A 15,170-nucleotide genomic window follows, 5' to 3' on the forward strand; every position below is an offset into this window, starting at 1 on the left:
TGTCGGCGTATGCACCACCCGGTGGGCTCGCGGTGGTGCATACGCCGACACCGAAGGCCGCTCGGTACTCATTCGCCGGCGCGGAGGGCCGTCGGGGCTCAGGCGGCTGAGGGGGGTTCTTCCGCTGCCTGTTTCGGCGCCTCGGGGCTGTCCGCCGGCGTGGGTGCGCGCGAACGCGTGCCGGTCGTGGCGAACGGCGAGTACCGCGGTACCCAGCGCAGCAATGCGGCGGCGGCCACCACCCCGACCCCGCCCATCACGGCGATTCCCGCCGCCAGGCTGCCCAGTCCGGCCGCGGCGGAGACGACCAGGGGCCCTCCGGCGCTTCCGGAGTCGGCGCACAGCCGCCACACCCCGAGGAACTGCGAGCGGGTCGCCGGCGGTGCGACATCGGCGCCGAGGGTCATCAGGATCCCGCTGCCGATCCCGTTGCCGAATCCCATGAGCATCGCCACGGCGGTGAGCGACACCAGCCCATCGGTCAGCGGCAGGACGGCCTGGGCGAGCCCGAGGACGAGCATGGACGGTACGGCGATCCACAGCCGCCCCGCACGGTCCATGATCTTTCCGGAGGGATAGAAGGTCAGGGTGTCGACGAGCCCAGCGATCCCGAAGACGATGCTCGTCACGGCGGGATCCTGCCCGAGGTGCTCGGCCCACAGGGGCAGCACCGCCTGCCGGGTGGCGCGCACCGACCCCACGAGGAGGACGGCCAGGCCGAGGGTCATGAAGATCCTCCGGTGCCGTACCACCACCGACCGGACCGAAACGGGCGCGGACCGGCGCGTCCCCTCCGGAGCGGGCGTGGACACATCGCGTACGAACAGGACCACCAGCCCGGCCACCACCGTGCACGCCAACGCCAGCCAGTAGACGTCGCGTACGGAACGACCGTGCACCACCGCGGCACCGATGAACGGCCCGACGAACGCCCCGACCCGGGACATGCCGCCGAGCGTGGACAGCGCCCGCGCCCTCAGCCCCGTCGGGATCACCTCGGTCAGATAGGACTGCCTGGCCAGGGTGAACACGGCGTTCGTCGCGCCGGTGGCAGCGACGGCCAACGCGAGTTGCCATAGCGTGCGGGCCAACGCGCAGCCCAGCAGCGTCATCACGGCGATCCCGGCGGCGATCAGCATCGCCCTGCGGTCCCCCACCCGGGCCGCGAGGGCCCCGGCCGGTACGTCCCCCAGGATCTGCCCCACTCCCAGCAGGGCCAGCACCAGCCCCGCCATACCGACGGAGGCGCCGAGCTCGCGGCCGCTCAGCGCGATCATCGGCGTGACCGCGCCGATGCCGATCTCGAAGATCAGAGCGGGCAGGAAGACCGCCGGCGCCACGCTCATGAGCGACACCGGCCGGGAGTTCAGCCGCTGTGGTCCGCCGGGGGGTTCAGTGGGTTTCGACACGTCGCAGCGATGATATTCGGACCGACTCTCGCAGCCTGAGGCCGGGTCCGGGCCGGTATCCGCCGGAATCGCGGGACGGCTTGCCAATACTTCGAGCGCCGATATATGGTCGCCGCCATGATCAAACGGTCACCGCTGATGAGCGAACCGACGTACTTCATCCTCGCGGCACTCCTCGACGGCCCGTTGCACGGCTACGGGGTCATCAAACGCGCCGAGGAACAGTCCGACGGGCGAGTACGGCTCGCCGTCGGCACCTTGTACGGCGCGCTCGACCGGATGACCGGCAACGGGCAGATCGTGGTGGATCGGGAAGAGACGGTCGACGGACGACCCCGCCGTTACTTCCGGATCACCGATGAGGGACGACACGCCGTGACCCAGGAGGCCGAGCGCATGGAACAGGCAGCACGGATCGTGACGAGACGAACGATGCCGCGTACGGGAACGGCACCGGCATGAGCGCCGGCACCGCCGCCGGAGGGCGGCCCAGGAGGTTCCCCCTGGAGACGTGGTACGAGTTGCTGCTGCGCGCCTACCCGGCCGGCTACCGGGAAGCGCACGGCGCCGAGGTCGTCGGCACCCTGCTGGAAGCGTCGGGGCCCGGCCGGCGGCTGCCCTCGCTCCGGGAGAGCGCCGGGCTGCTCGTCGGGGGGTTCACCGCGCGGGCGCGCCGAGTGGCCGACGGCCCGACCCCGTGGTGGGCCGATGGCCTGCATCTGGGCGTCTTCACGCTTGCCGTGATCAATCTGGCGTACGCCATCACCGGCTTCACCGGTGCGGGCGACGCCTGGGTCGCGTCGCGGGCGGGATGGGTCGCCGGTTCGGTGTTGCTCGTGCTCGTCCTGCTGCGGGGCTGGGTCTGGCCGGCGGTCCCGCTGGTCCTGGCCGGAGCGTTCGGGGTGAGCCGGCACCTGCTGTTCGACTTCGACGCGTTGGGCTGGATGCCGATCTATGCCCCGATCTACTCGAACTGGGCGTCGCTGACCCCGTACTGGCTGCTGGCCGGCGGGGTGATCGCCTTGGCCGTACGGAGCTCCTTGGCCGCACGGAGTTCCTCGGCCACCCGAGCCTCGGCCGAAGGGGGATCCTCGGCGGCGGGAGCATCTCGCGGGCTGCGGGCCCGTTCGTGGCGGTGGCTCGCGATACCGGTGGCCGCGCTGGTCTTCACCGGGCTCGGCCTGGCCGGGCACTGGGGATTCTCCTCGGTGTGGACGCTTGCCCGGGCCGGCCTCGAAGGCGGCCTCCTGCTGGCCGGCGTCGGAGCCACGGCCGTGGCCCGCAGCCCACGCTGGGCGCTCGCCGCCGCGATCTATCTGCTGCCCGGGGCGGTCTCGGCGGCCGGCCATCTGTCACTTCAGCCGCGCGGCTCACTGGACACGATCTACTGGGCAGTGCTCACGGCGTTGCTGGCAGTCATGGCCGCGACCGCATACCGGGTGCGCGCCAGGACGTGACACCGGGGCCGGGCCGCCCGGGACGGGGGTGAGATCACGCCGATCTCGCCCCCGTCCTCGGTGAGCGGACGCCTCGGGGACGTTCCAGTTGCTCGAGACACCTGTCGCTGGGCAAGGCCACACCTCCGAGCATTTCCGGGACCCGCCCGCCCGGCCGAACCGGATGGCACCGCCGCCGCGACGCCGAGGTCGGCGAGAACGACGCCGTGACGGGTCCGGTCGGGCCGGGCGAACGGGAGAGCGGGGGAAACGCCGGAACACGGTCGAAACACTGGAACACACGGGGAGACGTCAGCGATACTGGGGCCAGACATCGGATGATTTGTACGGGCGCAACTAATCACGCGACTCCACCCACCCGCAAGAGGACAGGCCCTCACCTGCGTCAACGCGCGAGCAGGCATCCCACCACCCGAGACCGCCCGGCATCAGCCGGTACCGCCCATCCGAGGACGGCCGCCCGAACGTCGTGACGGGGGTAGCCGGACCATCAACTCTATGTTAGAAATCAAGAAAAGTTACGCAAAAAGGAGACTTATCGACACAAGAAGCGAGCAGACCGCTTAGTCGCTCATCCGCGCGTACCGGCCTCAAGACGGAGGCGGCACCCCTCCGGCCGTACCGCGATGGCGACCCGCGGCAGATCGGCAATCAGCGTGGCGGCGCGCGCCTTTGCCTGACTCCCACCCCGGTCAGGAAAGGAACACCGAATCCCATGACCCCCCGCCCCCGCCCCCGGCCATGGGCCAGGCTCCTCACCGCCGTGCTGCTGATGCTGGCCGGCTCGGTGACACTCGTCACGACCGGCGGCCCAGCGGCCGCGATCGTCATTCCCCCCGGTGACTACCAGCAGGTCTCCCTCGCCTCCGGTGGCACCGACCTCGGCGAGGCGATGTCCCTCGCGGTCCTGCCCGACCGCTCGATAGTGCACACGGCCCGTGACGGCACAGTGCGGCTCACCGACGCGGCCGGCAACACCAAGGTCGCCGGCCGGCTGGACGTCTACACCCACGACGAAGAAGGGTTGCAGGGCGTCGCGGCCGACCCGAACTTCAGCAGCAACCGCTTCGTCTACCTGTACTTCTCCCCCAGGCTGAACACGCCGGCCGGCGACGCGCCGACCACCGGCAGCGCCGCGACCTTCGAGCAGTGGAAGGGCGAGCTGCACCTGTCGCGCTTCGTGCTCAAGACCGACGGCACGCTCGACATGGCCAGCCAGCGGGTCGTCCTGCGCGTGCCCAACGACCGCGGCCAGTGCTGCCACGTCGGCGGAGACATCGACTTCGACGCGGCCGGCAACCTCTACCTGACGACCGGCGACGACACGAACCCGTTCGAGTCCAACTCGTACTCGCCGCTCGACCAGCGCACCGACCGCAACCCGCAGTTCGACGCGCAGCGCTCCTCGGGCAACACCAACGACCTGCGCGGCAAGGTCCTGCGGATCAAGCCCCAGGCGGACGGCACCTACACCATCCCCTCGGGCAACCTCTTCGCGCCCGGTACGGCCGGCACCCGGCCGGAGATCTACGCGATGGGCTTCCGCAACCCGTTCCGCATGTCGGTCGACAAGCCGACCGGCATCGTCTACCTGGGCGACTACGGGCCCGACGCCGGCACCACCGACCCGAACCGGGGCCCCGGCGGGCAGGTCGAGTTCAACCGGATCACCGCCCCCGGCAACTACGGCTGGCCGTACTGCACCGGCACCAACACCACTTCCGAGACCTACAACCGCTACACCTTCCCCAGCGGCCCGTCCGGGGCGAAGTACGACTGCGCGGGCGGTGCCACCAACGACTCGTTCCGCAACACCGGCCAGGCCAAGCTGCCGCCCGCCAAGCCGAGCTGGATCAAGTACGGCGACGCCGGCTCGCCGCCGGAGTTCGGCGGCGGCTCGGAGTCGCCGATGGGCGGCCCGGTCTACCGCTACGACGCGAATCTCAACTCGTCGATCAAGTTCCCGGCCGAGCTGAACGGCCGCTACTTCGCCGGTGAGTACGGCCGCCGCTGGATCAAGGCGATCGAGGTCAAGGCCGACGGGGCGCCGGGCGAGATCGCGGCGTTCCCCTGGACCGGCACCCAGGTCATGGACATGGCCTTCGGCCCCGACGGCGCGTTGTACGTCCTCGACTACGGCACCGGCTCGAACAACCAGGCCCTCTGGCGGGTGGAGTACATCGGCGGCACCAACCGCAACCCGATCGCCAAGGCCGCCGCCGACAAGACCTCGGGCCCCGCGCCGCTGACCGTCAACTTCTCGTCGGTGGGCAGCTCCGACCCCGAGGGCGGGGCGCTGAGCTACTCCTGGACGTTCGGCGACGGCGGTACGTCGACGGCGGCCAACCCGTCCCACACCTACGCGGCCAACGGCACCTACACCGCCACGCTGACCGTGCGGGACCCGGGCGGGCTGACCGGCACGGCCAACGTCACGATCAGCGCGGGGAACACCGCGCCCAGCGTGACGCTGGCCCAGCCGCTCAACGGCGCGCTGTTCTCCTTCGGCGACACGGTGCCGTTCCAGGTCAATGTCAGCGACCCGGAGGACGGCACGATCGACTGTTCCAAGGTGACGGTGACGTACCTGCTGGGGCACGACGCCCACCAGCACCAGATCACCTCGAAGACTGGCTGCAGCGGGTCCATCGCGGTGCCGACCGACGGTGAGCACGACGCCGCGGCGAACATCTACGGCGTCTTCGACGCCGCGTACACCGACAAGGGCGGGCTGACCACGCACAGCGCCCGCACCTTGCAGCCCAGGCACCGGCAGGGCGAGCACTTCGGCGCGCAGTCGGGCGTCCAGACCGCCGACCACGGCGGCGCGGAGGGCGGCAAGACGGTCGGGTTCACCGACAACGGCGACTGGATCTCCTTCCAGCCGTACGCGCTGGGGAACGCGAACCGCGTGACGGCGCGCGTCTCCTCGGGCGGCCCCGGCGGGACAATCGAGGTACGGACGGGTTCGGCCACCGGAACCCTGCTCGGCACGCTCACGGTGCCGAACACCGGAGGCTGGGACACCTTCACCGACGTCTCGGCCGCCTTGTCCGGCGCACCCTCGGCGAGTACGACGCTGTTCCTCGTGTTCAAGGGTGTCACCGGCCAGGGCAACCTGCTGGACCTCGACGCGTTCACCTTCGCGACGGGTACGACCCCCGGCGACACCACGGTCGAGGGCGAGTCGTTCTCGTCGCAGTCGGGTGTGCAGGCGGCCTCCCACGCCGGCGCCAGCGGCGGCCAGACACTCGGCTACATCGACAACGGCGACTGGGCCGGATACGCCACTGTCAGCACCGCCGGAGCACGCGGCTTCACCGCCAAGATCTCCTCAGCCGGAGCCGGCGGCACCATCACCATCCGCTCCGGCTCCCAGACCGGAACCGTCCTCGGCACCGTCACCGTCCCCATCACCGGAGGCTGGGAGACCTTCCAGACCATCTCCACCACCCTCACCGGAACCGGAACCGGACCGCTCTTCCTCACCTTCACCGGCGGAAGCGGAGCACTCTTCGACATCGACACCCTCACGGTGACGAGATGACGCGGCGCCCGGTGCGGTTCCCGAGCGGGCCGCACCGGGCGGCCTCAACCCCGCACGCCCCGCTCACGCCGCTCACACCCGCACACCCCGCACTTCCCTGAACATCCCCGCACGGACAGTCGACGTTAGGGACGACCATGTCAGGAATCTTCCGGCGGATCGCGGCGCTCGCCGCGACCGCCCTGGCCGCGGCCGGCCTCGTCACGGCCGCCGACCACCAGGCCACCGCGAACGCCGCGGCGCCCGCCTTCGAGGTGCTGGTCTTCTCCAAGACGGCCGGCTTCAGGCACGACTCCATCCCGGCCGGCCAGCAGGCCATCCGCGATCTCGGCGCCGCGAACAACTTCGGCGTCACCACCACCGAGGACGCCAACGCGTTCACGACCGCCAACCTCGCCCGCTACAAGGCCGTGGTGTTCCTCAGCACCACCGGCGACGTGCTGAACGGGACCCAGCAGTCCGCGTTCGAGTCGTACGTCAACGGCGGCGGCGGTTACGTCGGCGTCCACGCCGCGGCCGACACCGAGTACGACTGGCCCTACTACGGGCAGCTGGTCGGGGCCTGGTTCAGGTCCCATCCGGCCATCCAGCAGGCCACCATCAGGGTCGAGGACCGCTCCCACCCCGCCACCGCCCACCTGGGCGCCACGTGGCAGCGGACCGACGAGTGGTACAACTACCGCACCAACCCGCGCGGTACCTCCCGCGTGCTCATGAGCCTGGACGAGTCCAGCTACTCCGGCGGCGACATGGGCGGCGACCACCCGATCACCTGGTGCCGCGCGCAGGCGGCGGGCCGGTCGTTCTACACCGGGCTCGGCCACACCCAGCAGTCCTACGCCGACGGTGCCTTCCGCAACGTGCTGCTCGGCGGCATCCGCTACGCGGCGGGGGCGGCCTCGGCCGACTGCCGTCCGAACGGCGGAGGCGGCTCGGGCACCGTGGAGGGCGAGTCGTTCTCGTCGCAGTCGGGCGTGCAGGTGGCCCCCCACGCCGGCGCCAGCGGCGGCCAGACACTCGGCTACATCGACAACGGCGACTGGGCTGGATACGCCAGCGTCAGCACCGCCGGAGCACGCGGCTTCACCGCCAAGATCTCCTCAGCCGGAGCCGGCGGCACCATCACCATCCGCTCCGGCTCCCAGACCGGAACCGTCCTCGGCACCGTCACCGTCCCCATCACCGGAGGCTGGGAGACCTTCCAGACCATCTCCACCACCCTCACCGGAACCGGAACCGGACCGCTCTTCCTCACCTTCACCGGCGGCAGCGGAGCACTCTTCGACATCGACACCTTCGCCCTCACGTCCGGTACCACGCCGGACCCGCCCGCCGAGGTCTCCCCGAACGTGCACGTCTTCTACTACCCCTGGTACGGCAGCCCGGCCGGCGGCGCGGGCTGGCGGCACTGGCAGCAGGGCGGGCACACGCCGCCCCAGGGCATCGGCGCGAACTTCTATCCGACGCTCGGGGCGTACGACTCCGGCGATTTCACCGGGGCCGTCGACCGGCACATGCGGTGGATCAGGGACGCCGGAGCCGGCGTGCTCGTCTACAGCTGGTGGGGCCGGGGCGGCTACGAGGACGGCCTCGCCAGGGGCGTGCTCGACGCCGCCGCGCGGCACGGCGTCAAGGTGGCCTGGCACATCGAGCCGTACGGCGGGCGGACGGCCGACTCGGTCGTCGCCGACATCAACTACATCAACGCCACGTACGGGAGCCATCCGGCGTACTACCGCGCCGCGCAGTACGGGAACCGGCCGGCCTTCTACGTGTTCGAGAGCCTCCGGACCACCGACTGGACGGCGCTCGACCAGGTCAATGGGAGCAACATCATCCTCGCCCAGACCACGGACGGCAGTAAGATCGCTCACTTCTCCGGCATGTACACCTACGACGCGATCGCGGGAGCGACCGCGCCCGGCTGGAAGAGCGCGTCAGACTACGCCCGGGCGAACAACCTGATCTGGGCACCGTCGGTCGGCCCCGGTTACATCGACGACCGGGCCGTGCCGGGCAACACCACCCCGACGCTCGACCGGGCGGGCGGCGCGACGTACGACAGGGAGTGGTCCAACGCCCTCGACCCGGCGACCGGCGGGCCGCCCAGCTGGGTCTCGATCACCTCGTTCAACGAGTGGCACGAGGGCAGCACCATCGAGCCCGCGTCGAGTGCACCGCCCGGCGGATTCGGTTACCAGACCTACGAGGGCGCCTACGGCAAGACGGGCGCGGCGGCCGAGACCGCCTATCTCGAGAGGACGAAGTACTGGGCGACCGAGTTCGAGGCACGGCGGGCTCGCGCGGCCGCGAACCGGGCCCCGGCCCGTTAGCGGCGGTCAGGCCTGAGGCACGGGGGCCTGGGCGGCCCGTCCCATCGGGATCGGGTTGCTCCAGGCCCTCTTGCCCCCGGTGTCCTCGACCGTGACCCGGCAGTAGGCGCTCGCCTCGAGCGATGTCCAGTCGCTTGCCAGCTGCTGCGCGCCGACAGTCGCAGACGGGCCGGCTGGGAATGCCAATGAATGCTGCTTTTCAGCAGTCCGCTTCTTCAGGGGCGATCGACTCTCGCTGAGCGGTCTGTGCGACGCGGGAGAGCAGGGTGCGCAGCTGCTCGGCGTCCTGGTCGCCGAGATCGACGAGGAGGCGTGCCTCGGCGGCAGCGAGGCCGTGTCGCACTTGCTTCAGGCGGGTGCGTCCGGTGTCGGTGATGAGGACCTGGCGTGCGCGCCGGTCGCGCGGGTCGGGCCTTCGAGTGATCAGTTCGTGTGCTTCGAGGTCGTCGAGCAGGTAGGTCATCACCGTGCGGTCCAGGCTGACCTCTTTGGCCAGTGCGAGCTGTGAGGGCGGCTCGCCGCCGGCCAGGGCGACCAGTACGAGGTACCCGCGCGGGCCTCCTGGCAGCTCGACGACGGATTCGGTGGCGACGCGGCGGAAGGCGGCGGAGACCATGCGGATCGCCCAGCCCAGGTCGGTCTCCAGCGCCAGGTCCTCAGCCTCGCCGCGCGGCTTCTTGTTCTCGGAGGTGGATGCGCTCACTTGGCCAGCGTAGCACTCAAGCGTTATGCGACAGATGTTCTTGCAAGCAGAACATCTGTGATGCATAGTGGGTGAGGCAAGGGCGTCCTGCGTGCGGTCCGCGCACTACGGCGTCATGACAACGGCAAGAGAGACTGCAATGAACATCAGCACCGCTTTGCGGGGCAGCACCGCACTGGTGACCGGGGCGACATCGGGTATCGGCAAGGCCGTGGCGCAGGGCTTGGCCCGGCTGGGGGCCGAGGTCGTGTTGCACGGGCGGGACCAGGCCCGTGGCGAGGCCCTGGTGAAGGAGATCGCAGCCGAGGGCGGCACCGCCCGTTTCGTCGCCGCTGATCTCACCGACGCCGAGGACACGCTGCACCTGGCCTCGCAGGCCGGCGACGTGGACATCCTGGTGAGCAACGCGGGCCTGTACCAGTTCACACCGACCCCCGCGACCGACGCCGCGAGCTTCGACCGGCAGATTGCGGTCAACACGCGGGCCCCGTTCCTGCTGGTCGGCGCGCTGGCGCCCGGCATGGTCCAGCGCGGACAGGGATCGATCGTGCTGGTCGGGTCGAGTGCGGCGCGCATGCCCGCCCCGGTCGGAGCGGCCTACGGTGCCTCCAAGGCCGGTGTGGAGATCCTCACCCGTTACTGGGCCACCGAGTTCGGCCCGTCCGGCGTGCGTGTCAACGCCGTGTCTCCGGGCCCCGTCCACACCGAGGGCACCTCGGCGATGCTCGGCGAGCACACCGCGGTCCTGGACAAGACCAACGCGCGCGGCCGGGCGGGCGACCCGAGCGAGATCGCCGACATCGTCTCGTTCCTGGTCAGCCCGGCCAGCAGCTACGTCAACGGCTCCATCCTGTTCGCCGACGGCGGCGAGCTCAGCGCCCTGCCCAACTGAGGAACGGCACCATGAACGTCTTCGTCATCGGCGCCACCGGCTTCGTCGGTGGCGCCATCGCACGGCACCTGGCCGGCAGCGGGCACACGGTCACCGGCTTGGCCCGCACCGGCACGGCCGCCACCGCCCTCGATGCTCAAGGGATCACCCCGGTGGCCGGAGACCTGGATTCCAGGCGCTCTGCCACCCTCGAAGCGGCGCTGCGGGCCGACGCTGTCATCTACGCGGCCCAGGCCGATCCGGCGCAGGAGACAGCGACCGTTGACGACCTGACCCGCGCCATGGCGGGAACGGGCAAGACGCTGATCTTCCTCTCCGGCAGCGGCGTGCTTCTGCAGCGCACCGCGGGGGCCTGGAGTCAGGACAGCTTCGCCGAGCACGACCCCTTCACCGTCGAACCCCTGGCGACCTGCCGTAAGGCCGCCGAGGACACCGTCCTGGCCGCCGCTTCCGACAGGCTGCGCGCCATGGTCATCCGCCCCGGACTGATCTGGGGCCCCGGCGACCACTGCCACGTGCCGATGACCTACCAGTCGGTCGCCGCGACCGGGGCGGCCTGCTACGTCGGGTCCGGACTGAACACCTACAGCCACGTCCACATCGACGACGTGACCCGCCTGTTCACCCTCGCCCTGGAAGCGGGGCGGACGGGAGGGCTCTACCACGCCGTGGCCGGGGAAGTACCCAACCGCTGGATCGCAGAGAGAGTCGCGGACGACCTCGGCTGCGACACCCGCAGCGTCACACCACAGGAAGCGGCCCTGGTCTGGGGCGAGTTCGGCGCCCTCATCATGGCAGCCTCCAGTCGGCTGCGAGCGGTGAGTGCACAGCAGGAACTGGGATGGCGCCCCGCGCACACCGACATCGTGTCCATGATCGGTGAAGCACGCCTGAGGAAACTCGCCAACCACAGCGCATAACGACGCTTCACCACCGCCGCTGTGTGAGCGGCGGCGGCGAAGCCGCCAACCCGCGCGTGACCGCTGCCCAATCGCGCAGCTGCCGTCACTCGATCCGCAACGAGCTCGCGACCCCACGAAGTCGTCCACGCGCCACGGCATGCAGTGCCGTGATGGCCCGCCGGCCACTCGCATGGCGCGGCTTCCGGCGCCGGTCGGCAGACGAGCACCGGTTCCCGCCGGGAACACACCACTGATATCCACCTTTACTTGATGAAAGAGGACTCTCGTGAGCACTTCCGACTGGCTTCCTGACGGCTTCAAGATCCACCGGATCGCCACCAACGGAACCAACCTCTCGGTCGCCGTCGGCGGCAGTGGACCGGTCCTGGTCCTGCTCCACGGCTGGCCGCAAACCTCGCGTGCATGGGCCCGCGTCATGCCAACCCTCGCCGAAGCGCACACCGTCGTCGTCCCCGACCTGCGGGGCACCGGCGCCAGCGACCGGCCCGAGGCCGGATACACGAAGACCAACCAGGCACGCGACATGCGCGGGATCCTCAAGGGACTCGGCCTCACCGGTCCCGTGGCCGTGGCCGGTCACGACATCGGCTCGATGGTCGCCCTGGGCTGGGCAGCCGCCCACCCCGAGGACATCGCCCACCTCATCCTGGTCGATTCCATCCTGCCCGGGCTCGGCCTGGAGGAGGCGATGAACGTCGCCGAGGGCGGCATGTGGCACTTCGGCTTCTTCATGGCCCCCCACGTGCCCGAGATGCTCTTCGACGGGCACGAACTGGAGTTCTTCACCGCCACGTTCACCGCCATGTCCGCCCCCGGCACCTTCAGCCCCGACGACCTCGCCGCTTACGCGGAGTCCTACTCCGGGCGGGAGCGGCTCCGCGGTGGCTTCGAGCATTACCGCACACTCCTTGAGGACGGCCGGGAGAACCGCGCCCTCCTGGCCGACCGGCCACTGCCCATGCCCGTCCTGGCCATCGGCACCGCCCAATCCGGCACAGCCACTGCACAGGCCCTGAGCCCCCACGCGGACAACGTGCAAAGCAAGGTCGCACCGACGGGACACTTCGTCGCCGAGGAAGACCCGGATTGGTTCACGGAGGCCATTACTGAGTTCCTCGCCTGAACTTCAAGGCGCCACAGCCGAGTTCAGAGGGCCGCATTGGGAAACGAATTCGGCGCACGACGAGCGTTCGCTCGCCGTCCAACGCGCTGAACTTGACAGGGAACCGTCGTGCAGCCGGACGTCGTGCGGCTCCGCCTCGGTCAGGGCCCGGCGGTGTGCCTCAGGATGGCGGTGACCACGGTGTCCCAGTCCACCGGGGGCAGTTCGTGTCCTGTCCCCTCCAGGGCGAGCAGTTCGGCACCGGGGATCTCCGCCGCCAGGGCGACCCCGTTGCCGTAGGGGAAGAACGGGTCGTCGGTGCCGTGGATCACCAGCGTCGGAGCGCTCACCTCCGGCAGACGCTCCCTCCAGCGGTCGCCGTGGTCGATGAAGGCGATGTTGCTCAGGCTCGACCGGATGTTCCTCGTGCGGTCGAGGACGCGGCCCGCGAGGTCACGCGCGGCCGCCTCGTCGAAGGGACGCGCCGTACCCGCCATCGCCCGGTCGACGGCGACGAGATGATCGATGACCGCGGCCCGGTCGGACCAGTCGGGCTCCCCCGCTCGGAAGAACGCCATGATGCCGTCCGTGTGGTCCGGCAGGTCCGGGTCACACGGCCCGGGAGCGATGGACCGCGTCGAGATCAGGGTGAGGGTGGCGACCCGATCCGGGTGGTCGAGGCCCATGAGCTGGCCGATCCAGCCGCCCCCCGACGAGCTCACGACGTGGGCGCGGGCCACACCGAGGACGTCGAGCAGCTCCACGGCGTCCGTTACGAGATCGCGAAGGGTGTACGGCGGGGCCCCCGGTTCGTAGCCGACCGACCGGCCCGTGTCCCGGAAGTCATAGCGGACGACGAAGCGGGACCCGGCCACGAGCCGCTCACAGAATCCGTCCTCCCACGCGAGCACCGACCGGCCGATCAGGAGCACCGCCGGATCGGCGGGGTCGCCGAGGGTATCGGCGTACAGGTCGACGCCGTTGACCCGCAGGGTCCGCCCGCCCGGCGGCAGGGCTCGGACGCCGGTGGGCGGCACGGTCGGATCCTCGGTGGCGCGGTCGGTGGTCATCACATCTCCTCTGGGTGGGCGGTGGCCTACACCCCACCGACGAACGAGCCCGGCCCGGACGGACAAGATCATGACGATCGGATCTACCGTCCGGTCTGACGAGGACCCTCCACCAGGCCGGCCGTCTCGGCCAGCCGCCGGGCGAGGTAACGGCGCTCGGCGTCGGTGGCGGCCAGGTCGAGCGCCTCGCGGTAGGCGACGGCGGCCTCGTCGTAGCGGCCGAGGCGGCGGAGCAGGTCGGCGCGCGTGGCGGGCAGCAGGTGGTAGCCGGTCAGCGCTCCCGACGTCGCCAGCTCCTCCACCAGCTCCAGGCCCGCCGTGGGACCCTCGGCCATCCCCACCGCCACGGCGCGGTTCAGCCGCACCACCGGCGAGGGCACCAGCAGAATGAGCCGGCCGTACAGCGCGGCGATCTGCGCCCAGTCGGTGTCGGCCGCCTCGGTGGCGCTCGCGTGGCAGGCGGCGATGGCCGCCTGGATCTGGTACGGGCCTGGACGGCGGCGGCGCAGGGCCGCGTCGAGCAGCTCCAGTCCCTCGGCGATCTCGCCCGCGTCCCAGCGGGCGCGGTCCTGCCGCTCCAGGGTCACGAGGTCTCCCGCGTCGTCGACCCGGGAGGCGCGGCGGGCATCGTGCAGCAGCATGAGCGCGAGCAGGCCGGCGGCCTCGGGCTCGTCGGGCATCAGGCCGGCGAGGACGCGGGCCAGCCGGATCGCCTCCCCAGACAGGCCCTGGCGTGCCAGGTCGCCTCCCGCGCTGGCGGCGTAGCCCTCGTTGAACAGCAGGTACAGCACCCCGAGCACCGCCGTGGTGCGCTCCGGCAGCAGGTGGGCCGGCGGCACCCGGTACGGGATGCCGGCATTGCGGATCTTCTGCTTGGCCCGGACCAGGCGCCGTGACATCGTCGGCTCGGGCACCAGGAACGCCCGGGCGATCTCGGCCGTGGTCAGCCCGGCCAGGGTGCGCAACGTGAGCGCCACCTGGGCCTCGAAGGCCAGCGCCGGGTGGCAGCAGGTGAACAGCAGCCGCAGGCGGTCGTCACGCACGCCGCTGACGGCGGCCTCGCGGTCGTCCGGCGCGTCATCGGCTTCGCCCGGCCCCGCCATCATGGCGACCTCCCGCAGTTTCGCCGCGCCGACCGCCTGGCGGCGCAGCCGGTCGACGGCGCGGTTGCGCGCCGTCGTGGTGAGCCAGGCCCCGGGCCGCCGGGGCACGCCGTCGCGCGGCCAGCGCTCCAGCGCCTGCGCGAACGCGTCCTGCGCGCACTCCTCGGCGAGGTCCCAGTCGCCGGTCATGCCGATCAGGGTCGCGACGATCTGGCCCCACTCCTCACGAAAGGCCCCGGCGACCGCCGCCTCGACGGCCGGGGTCACGGCTCCCAGAGCGGCCTGACCTCGATCTGCCCGTACCGCGCGGCCGGGTGCTTCGAGGCCACCTCTACGGCCTCGTCGAGGTCGGCGCACTCGATCAGGCTGAACCCGCCGATCTGGTCCTTGGTCTCGGCGAACGGGCCGTCGGACAGCAGCACCTCGTCGCCGCGCACCCGTACCGTCGTGGCGTCACTGCTCGGCCGCAGACCCGCCCCGCCGCGCAGCACCCCCCGGCGTTCCATCTCCTCGCTCCAGCCGCCGCATCCGGCCATGGCCTCGGCCTCCCCCGGCACCAGCTCGGACACGTCACTACAGATCATCAACATGTACTTCACAGGGTCCCTCTCAATGGCCGACGGTGATCCCA

Annotated in this window: 13 protein-coding genes; 7 read left to right on the forward strand and 6 right to left on the reverse strand. The window is 70.9% G+C overall.

Annotated features, from left to right (window positions below):
• Nucleotides 1-98: 98 nt before the first annotated feature.
• Complete coding sequence (locus HKK74_RS29350) at nucleotides 99-1,409, reverse strand: MFS transporter (protein WP_222722883.1); 1,311 nt, start codon at nucleotides 1,407-1,409, stop codon at nucleotides 99-101.
• Nucleotides 1,410-1,526: 117 nt separating this feature from the next.
• Between HKK74_RS29350 and HKK74_RS29355 the strand changes: the two genes are divergently transcribed.
• The 4 genes from HKK74_RS29355 to HKK74_RS29370 all read left to right on the forward strand — a co-directional run bounded on the left by HKK74_RS29355 (nucleotide 1,527) and on the right by HKK74_RS29370 (nucleotide 8,746).
• Entirely contained in the window at nucleotides 1,527-1,871 is a 345-nt protein-coding gene (locus HKK74_RS29355) for a PadR family transcriptional regulator (protein WP_187246626.1), read from the forward strand.
• Nucleotides 1,868-2,866 carry a hypothetical protein gene (locus tag HKK74_RS29360; protein ID WP_187246627.1) on the forward strand — a complete coding sequence of 333 codons (999 nt, stop codon included), beginning with the start codon at nucleotides 1,868-1,870 and terminating at the stop codon, nucleotides 2,864-2,866. The genes HKK74_RS29355 and HKK74_RS29360 overlap by 4 nt, the downstream gene beginning before the upstream one ends.
• 715 nt (nucleotides 2,867-3,581) lie before the next feature.
• Entirely contained in the window at nucleotides 3,582-6,413 is a 2,832-nt protein-coding gene (locus HKK74_RS29365) for a carbohydrate-binding protein (protein ID WP_187246628.1), read from the forward strand.
• Between the two features lie 137 nt (nucleotides 6,414-6,550).
• Nucleotides 6,551-8,746, forward strand: coding sequence for a glycoside hydrolase family 99 protein (locus HKK74_RS29370; protein ID WP_187246629.1), 2,196 nt, complete (start codon nucleotides 6,551-6,553; stop codon nucleotides 8,744-8,746).
• A gap of 6 nt (nucleotides 8,747-8,752) precedes the next feature.
• Here HKK74_RS29370 and HKK74_RS29375 read toward each other — a convergent pair whose 3' ends face one another.
• A complete protein-coding gene (locus HKK74_RS29375; RefSeq protein ID WP_187246630.1) occupies nucleotides 8,753-8,932 on the reverse strand; it encodes a hypothetical protein in 180 nt (59 codons plus the stop codon).
• 13 nt (nucleotides 8,933-8,945) lie between these two features.
• The gene (locus HKK74_RS40350; RefSeq protein WP_312881899.1) at nucleotides 8,946-9,449 is read right to left on the reverse strand and encodes a MarR family winged helix-turn-helix transcriptional regulator; all 504 of its coding nucleotides are present in this window, start codon (nucleotides 9,447-9,449) and stop codon (nucleotides 8,946-8,948) included.
• A 139-nt stretch (nucleotides 9,450-9,588) separates the two neighbouring features.
• Between HKK74_RS40350 and HKK74_RS29385 the strand changes: the two genes are divergently transcribed.
• From HKK74_RS29385 to HKK74_RS29395, 3 genes are all read left to right on the forward strand, one after another.
• Nucleotides 9,589-10,341: an SDR family NAD(P)-dependent oxidoreductase gene (locus HKK74_RS29385; protein WP_187246631.1), complete on the forward strand. Its 753-nt coding sequence runs from the start codon at nucleotides 9,589-9,591 to the stop codon at nucleotides 10,339-10,341.
• 11 nt (nucleotides 10,342-10,352) lie between these two features.
• A complete protein-coding gene (locus HKK74_RS29390) occupies nucleotides 10,353-11,261 on the forward strand; it encodes an NAD-dependent epimerase/dehydratase family protein (RefSeq protein ID WP_187246632.1) in 909 nt (302 codons plus the stop codon).
• Nucleotides 11,262-11,529: 268 nt separating this feature from the next.
• Entirely contained in the window at nucleotides 11,530-12,387 is an 858-nt protein-coding gene (locus tag HKK74_RS29395) for an alpha/beta fold hydrolase (protein ID WP_187246633.1), read from the forward strand.
• Between the two features lie 140 nt (nucleotides 12,388-12,527).
• Here HKK74_RS29395 and HKK74_RS29400 read toward each other — a convergent pair whose 3' ends face one another.
• The 3 genes from HKK74_RS29400 to HKK74_RS29410 form a co-directional block, all read right to left on the reverse strand.
• Nucleotides 12,528-13,436 carry an alpha/beta fold hydrolase gene (locus tag HKK74_RS29400; RefSeq protein ID WP_187246634.1) on the reverse strand — a complete coding sequence of 303 codons (909 nt, stop codon included), beginning with the start codon at nucleotides 13,434-13,436 and terminating at the stop codon, nucleotides 12,528-12,530.
• An 83-nt stretch (nucleotides 13,437-13,519) separates the two neighbouring features.
• Nucleotides 13,520-14,806 carry an RNA polymerase sigma factor gene (locus tag HKK74_RS29405; RefSeq protein WP_187246635.1) on the reverse strand — a complete coding sequence of 429 codons (1,287 nt, stop codon included), beginning with the start codon at nucleotides 14,804-14,806 and terminating at the stop codon, nucleotides 13,520-13,522.
• A complete protein-coding gene (locus tag HKK74_RS29410) occupies nucleotides 14,803-15,129 on the reverse strand; it encodes a YciI family protein (protein WP_222722891.1) in 327 nt (108 codons plus the stop codon). The genes HKK74_RS29405 and HKK74_RS29410 overlap by 4 nt, the downstream gene beginning before the upstream one ends.
• Nucleotides 15,130-15,170: the final 41 nt, after the last annotated feature.

The sequence above is a fragment of the Actinomadura alba genome, from assembly GCF_014323705.1.
Classification (GTDB): Bacteria; Actinomycetota; Actinomycetes; order Streptosporangiales; family Streptosporangiaceae; genus Actinomadura_C; species Actinomadura_C alba.

Excerpts from the sequence above, each read along its gene's own strand:
- HKK74_RS29355 (WP_187246626.1), top strand. The coding sequence starts at position 1,527 with ATGATCAAACGGTCACCGCTGATGAGCGAACCGACGTACTTCATCCTC.
- HKK74_RS29360 (WP_187246627.1), top strand. The coding sequence starts at position 1,868 with ATGAGCGCCGGCACCGCCGCCGGAGGGCGGCCCAGGAGGTTCCCCCTG.
- HKK74_RS29365 (WP_187246628.1), top strand. The coding sequence starts at position 3,582 with ATGACCCCCCGCCCCCGCCCCCGGCCATGGGCCAGGCTCCTCACCGCC.
- HKK74_RS29370 (WP_187246629.1), top strand. The coding sequence starts at position 6,551 with ATGTCAGGAATCTTCCGGCGGATCGCGGCGCTCGCCGCGACCGCCCTG.
- HKK74_RS29385 (WP_187246631.1), top strand. The coding sequence starts at position 9,589 with ATGAACATCAGCACCGCTTTGCGGGGCAGCACCGCACTGGTGACCGGG.
- HKK74_RS29390 (WP_187246632.1), top strand. The coding sequence starts at position 10,353 with ATGAACGTCTTCGTCATCGGCGCCACCGGCTTCGTCGGTGGCGCCATC.
- HKK74_RS29400 (WP_187246634.1), bottom strand. The coding sequence starts at position 13,436 with ATGACCACCGACCGCGCCACCGAGGATCCGACCGTGCCGCCCACCGGC.
- HKK74_RS29410 (WP_222722891.1), bottom strand. The coding sequence starts at position 15,129 with ATGTTGATGATCTGTAGTGACGTGTCCGAGCTGGTGCCGGGGGAGGCC.